Genomic DNA, 5,217 nt, shown 5'->3' on the forward strand with positions numbered 1-5,217 from the left:
TGTTAGACCCGGATCGCTGGTACAAGAAGGGCGCCGCCGACTACAGCTCCGGCTCGTTCGAGGAGGCCGTCGAATCTTTCAAGAGGGCGGTCGAGGCCGACCCCCTATTCATCGAGGCGTGGCACCTGCTCGGAGAGTCCCTCCGGAAGGGGCACCGCTATCAAGAAGCGGTGGAGTCTTTCGAGACGGCGCTGGATATAGAGCCAAATCACGCCCGAAGCTGGCGAGGGAGGGCGATCGCCTTGAACGAGCTGGCCCGGCACGAGGAGGCCCTGGAGGCGGCCGACGAAGCCCTGGAGATCGACCCGCGGGATCCAAGATCCTGGATCGTCAAGGGTTACGCATACCACTCATTGGGGAGGTTTCAGGATGCGGCCGCCTCCTACGACAGGGCGATAGAGATCGAGCCACTGGGCCCGAGGGCGGGCAGGGCGTGGAACAACAAGGGCGCGGCCCTCGACAACCTGGGCTGGCACGAGGAGGCCCTCGAGTGTTACGATGAGTCGATACTCATCGACCCCTTCGACTTCTACACCTGGAACAACAAGGGGGTCTGCCTCATCGCCCTCAAACGGCCCGAAGAGGCGGTTGAGTGCTTCACGAAGGCAGTGGAGATCCTCCCCGAGTACACCACCGCCTGGAAGAACATGGCCCTGGCCCTGAAAGCCCTGGGCAGAGAGGAGGAGGCCAGGAAGGCGCAGGAGATGGCGGGGGAGCTTGAGCCCGGATAAAATTGAGTCTCATTCCGGCCGAAAGCGGAGAAGGCGCAGGGCGTTTGCCACCACGAGAAGGGTGGAGCCTTCGTGAAGGACTATGGCGAGGCCGATACCCGCGAGGCCCAAGAGGGCGAGAGGCACCAGAAGGGCGATGACCAGAAGGGAGATGGCCAGGTTCTGCCCTATGATTCTTCGAGACCTTCTGCCGAGGGCCACGGCGAAGGGGAGCCTGGACAGATCGTTGGAGATGAGGGCGACGTCGGCGGTCTCCAGGGCGACGTCGGTCCCTCCGGCCCCCATGGCGATCCCCACCGTAGCCCTGACCAGGGCAGGGGCGTCGTTTACGCCGTCGCCGACCATCGCCACCGATCCGAATCTTCCGAGGAGGTCCTCGACGGTGGAGACCTTCTCCTCGGGAAGGAGGCCTGAGATATGCTCATCCATCCCCAGCTGGGAGGCGATGGCGGAGGCGACGCGCTCGTTGTCGCCGGTGATCATGACGAGAGGCCCGATCCCCAGCTCCTTCAATCGCTTCAGGGCGGAGGCCGCCTCGGGCCTTGGTCTATCTGCGAGTCCGATCACCCCCAAAAAGCGGCCGCCTTTCCTCACCACCATCGTGGTCTTCCCCCTCTCCTCCAGGCCTTCGGCCGCGGTGACCATCGATCCGCAGAGGGGATCGTCCAGTTCACCTTCGAAGAGCCTCAGGTTGCCGATGGAGACCTCTTCTCCCCCGAGATTGGCCTTCAGGCCCCTGCCGGGGACCGAACGGAGAGGCCCGATCTCCGGAAGGTCGATGTCCCGATCCCGGGATGCCCTCAGGACCGCCTCGGCCAGGGGATGGCCCGACAGCCTCTCGGCGGCCCCTGCGATCCGGAGTAGGTCGTCCTCGCTGGCATCCCCCACGGGCACGACGTCCGTCACCTCGGGCCTGCCCAGGGTGAGAGTTCCTGTCTTGTCGAAGGCGATCGATTTTATCGATCCGAGGTTCTCGAGGTGGACCCCGCCTTTGATCAAGATCCCATGCCTTGCGGCCTGGGCGATCCCCGAGAGGACTGCGGAGGGGGTGGAGATGGCAAGAGCGCAGGGCGATGCCGCCACCAGGATCGTCATCGCCCTGATGAAGGCCTCATCCCAGGGAAGGAGGCCCACCGCCGGCGGTACGATGATCAGGAGGACCACGCCGCTCAGGACCAGGGGGACGAAGATCCCCTCGACCCTCTCGGCGAACCTCTGGGCGGGCGACTTCCGGACCTGGGCCTCCTCCACCATGGAGATGACCCTGGCCAGGGTGGAGTCTTTTGAGAGCTTCGTCACCTCGACCTCCAGAGAGCCCGACCCGTTGACCGTCCCGGCGTAGACCTGATCGCCGGGCGACTTCTCCTGGGGGAGGCTCTCCCCGGTGATGGGGCTCTCGTCCACAGAGGATCTGCCCAAAAGGACGATGCCGTCGGAGGGGATCCTCTCTCCGGGCCGAACTATGACCACATCGCCCCTCTCCACCTCCTCGACGGGCAGATCCAGCTCACTGTCCTCTCTTCTGATCCTGGCGCTCTTCGGCGAGATCTCGCCCAGGGCCTCGATGGCCCTCCGGGCTCTGCCCGTGGCGTAATGCTCCAGGGAGTGGCCCAGGCTGAAGAGGAAGAGGAGAAGGGCACCTTCGGCCAGCTGGCCCACCAGGGCGGCCCCCAGGGCCGCCACCACCATCAGAAAGTCGATATCCAACCGGGCGTGGGCCGCGGCCTTGACCGCGTGCCTGGTGGCGTCGTATCCTCCCCAGAGATAGGCGAGCAGATAGATCCCGGCGACCGTCTCAGAGGATAGTCCGCCGGACCTCTCCGCCAGAACTCCGGCCGCAAGAAAGAGACCTGCGAGTAGGGCGAACGCCAGCTCTCGATGGCGCCGGAGCCGTCCCTCCCCCCTCTCCTCCTCGACCTCGTAGCCCATCCATTCCACCCGACGGACTATCTCTCGGTGAGAGGTCTCGGCGGAGTCGTACTCGACCTTAATCCGCTCGGCCGCGTAGCTCACGGAGACGGCGATGACGCCGGGGAGGCGAGAGAGGATGTGCTCGAGGCTCTTTGCGCAGTCGGTGCAGTCCATCCCCCCCACTCTTAGGGTCTCGTGGCGGTACCTTTCGGAGATGCCCGCCCCCATCTCCTCCGCCAGCCGCCTCGCCGTCTTGAGGGAGGTGAGGTTTGGATCATAGTGGAGACAGAGAAGGGTCCTCCCCCCCTCATCTCTGAGGTGGGCCCTCTCGATCCCCCTCTGGTCAGATAGGGCCTCTACTAGCCGATCGGCGCACCGGGGACACTCGCCACCCTCCTCGGGCAAAATTAGAGGCAGCTCCAGAGATAGCGTCTCCTCTGTCCGGCTCATACTATCATCTACGATCCGAGAAAGTCCGAGACGTCCCAGAGCCCCGACGCACGATAGTCACCGGTCCATCGAAGCCACATCTTATCGTCCTCGGCAAGGTCGGATAGAGTGCCCGCCGCAAGCTCCATCGGCGGAACCGGCAGTCCGGGGCTCGACTGGATGAGGACCCACTCGCACCCGCCGTCGGGATGCCTGGACCAGCTGCGATCGTCATCGTCATCGTCGGAGAGGACCGGGGTTCTGTCCACCTCATCCCCCTCTTCGTCTCTCAAAATAACCATCTCGTCGCTGTTTCGCAGCCAGTAGCCCTCATACTCGACCACCAGAAAACCTCCCGCCGGGATGATCGTCCCCGACTCGATGGGGACGACATAACCCCCGACCGTCGTCAGCCACCAGTCGCCAACATCGGCATCGCCATCCCCTTCGTTGTAAAGCTCCAACCACTCGTTATCCTCGTCGCCGTCCGGAGGATTTGACTCCACCTCGTTGATCACCACCGATGCTGGCCACCCGTCCACGGGATCTAACTCGCCGCCTCCGGCGCCGCTCACCTCGACAAAGACCGCGGATGCTGAAGCGGCGACGAGGGCCAATAAGACTAAAAAGCTCTGCTCTATTCTCATAGTCAACGCCTTTTTAGAGATCTGTCCCTTAGGGGAAGGAGCCTATTGAGGGTGGGCAGGATGGAGTTCAGACCGAAGGCTTTTCCTTTTCCACCCAGGTTCAAGAGTATACCCGCCGCCAGGATCGCCGCGATCACCAGAGGGAACCTCCAGCCGGAAAGCTGCTCCTCCTCCAAAGCACCATCCCCCTCTGGAAAGGCGGCGGCCTTTGAATCGGCCCCATCATAGATCCTCTCTCTGGAGAGGGCAAAGGCGTCCTCGGTATCCTCTTCGAGGGTGGGGACGAGAAGCCCCTTGTTGTGCCAGGCGTACTCGTGAATAGGGTCGAGGCTTATGGCCCGGTCGTAGCATTCCTGAGCCTCTTGGTAGCGGCCCAGCTGGTGAAGGGCAAAGCCCCGGTTGTTCCAGGCGTCAGGGTCCATCGGCTCGATCTCGACCACCCGATCGTAGCTCTCCAGGGCCTCCTCGCGCCTGCCGAGATCTGCGAGGATCGTGCCCCGGTTGTTCCAGGCGAGGGGGTCTTGCGGCTCGATCTCCACCGCCCGATCGTAGCTCTCCAGGGCCTCCTCGCGCCTGCCGAGATCTGCGAGGATCGTGCCCCGGTTGTTCCAGGCCTCTGCCTTTTCTGGACCGAACTCGACGGCCCGATCGTAGCTCTCCAGGGCCTCCTCGCACCTCCCCAGGGCGGAGAGGGCGGCCCCTCTGCTCAGCCACAAGTCGGCGTCGAAGGGCCTGATCTTGGTGGCCCTCTGGTAGCAGGAGAGGGCGTCCTCGTATCTTCCAAGGCCGGTGAGGGCGAGGCCCTTGTTGTACCAGAGGTCTGGGTTGTATTTGTCCATCTCGATCGCCCGGTCGTAGCTGGCGACGGCCTTCTCATATTCGCCCCTCTTGACCTGAGAGTTCCCCATATCTGACCAGTCGCCGGCCGAGAGCTCCTCCCCATAGACAGGGGAGATGCCGAGGAGGAGAAGGAGGAATAGGAGGACGGATTTACCGGACCGGGATCCTGGGAGATGGTGATTTTTTCGCCCATCCCCACCCTTCGGATTTGGGGTATCTGCCTTCTCCAACGCCATTTCAACTCCCATTCCTGGATCAGAGCCAAAAAATCTCTTCGGCGTCATCCGAAGGGACTGCTGGGGGTCAAGCCGGATCCCCTGCGGAAGTTCGAGCTGAGATCGATCATTTCAAACTCCCTGATCGAGACCGTCTTCAAGGTGCCGTTTATATCGATCTCCCTGGCCGATCGGGACTCAGATCTGAAGTCTTTGAATCCCGTATCTAAGTCGAAGCCTTCGCCGGGGGTGTCGAGGGTGGGCTGCATCCAGGAGTCGCCGAAGGGAGGATCCAGGCCGGTTCTGTTCACCCCTGGTTCGGGCTCTTCCTTGAATACGAGCCTCTTGACCTCTCTGGCCTCTGACTGCGTCCCCAGGACTGCGGGCGGATCGGAGGCCACCACCGCCGGTTCTTCGGCTCCCGGATCTTCGAGCCCCGGATCT

The 5,217-nt window shown here is 63.2% G+C and carries 5 protein-coding genes; 1 reads left to right on the forward strand and 4 read right to left on the reverse strand.

The window, feature by feature from the left end:
• Positions 1 to 731: tetratricopeptide repeat protein (locus ACP5EL_RS07575; RefSeq protein WP_428401912.1), on the forward strand; the 731-nt coding region annotated here is incomplete at its 5' end.
• A 9-nt stretch (positions 732 to 740) separates the two neighbouring features.
• Here the strand turns inward: ACP5EL_RS07575 and ACP5EL_RS07580 are convergent.
• The 4 genes from ACP5EL_RS07580 to ACP5EL_RS07595 all read right to left on the reverse strand — a co-directional run.
• Positions 741 to 3,092, reverse strand: a complete 2,352-nt coding sequence (locus ACP5EL_RS07580) for a heavy metal translocating P-type ATPase (RefSeq protein WP_428401913.1) — start codon at positions 3,090 to 3,092, stop codon at positions 741 to 743.
• Positions 3,093 to 3,100: 8 nt separating this feature from the next.
• Positions 3,101 to 3,718: a lamin tail domain-containing protein gene (locus ACP5EL_RS07585; RefSeq protein ID WP_428401914.1), complete on the reverse strand. Its 618-nt coding sequence runs from the start codon at positions 3,716 to 3,718 to the stop codon at positions 3,101 to 3,103.
• A gap of 2 nt (positions 3,719 to 3,720) precedes the next feature.
• Positions 3,721 to 4,794, reverse strand: a complete 1,074-nt coding sequence (locus ACP5EL_RS07590) for a tetratricopeptide repeat protein (protein ID WP_428401915.1) — start codon at positions 4,792 to 4,794, stop codon at positions 3,721 to 3,723.
• 44 nt (positions 4,795 to 4,838) lie between these two features.
• Positions 4,839 to 5,217 (reverse strand): hypothetical protein (locus ACP5EL_RS07595; protein WP_428401916.1); only part of this gene is annotated, 379 nt, incomplete at its 5' end.

The sequence above is a fragment of the Methanocrinis sp. genome, assembly GCF_049974945.1.
Classification (GTDB): domain Archaea; phylum Halobacteriota; class Methanosarcinia; order Methanotrichales; family Methanotrichaceae; genus Methanocrinis.